1 protein-coding gene is annotated in these 231 nt (G+C 49.4%); it reads right to left on the reverse strand.

Annotated features, from left to right (window positions below; translation table 11 throughout):
* On the reverse strand, positions 1–231 hold a 231-nt coding region (locus ACYP03_RS28340; RefSeq protein ID WP_459782984.1), incomplete at both ends, for a YkvA family protein.

Raw genomic sequence — 231 nt, forward strand, 5'->3', positions numbered from 1 at the left:
TCGCCAGGCTTCATAATCATCCAGATCCTGTTGTACAAGCTTCAGGCAGACAGCCAGAATCAGTGCGTCATCCGTCAGCCCCAGAAAGGGAATCACATCCGGCAGAACATCCAATGGGTTAAACACATAGAGCAAAGCCGTAACGATAGCAGCGATGGTAAACCAGGGGATCTCCCTGTATTCTCCTTTCCAGTACGCCTTGACCAGACCATACATGGATTTCACGACATT

This window comes from Photobacterium sp. R1, from assembly GCF_054600795.1.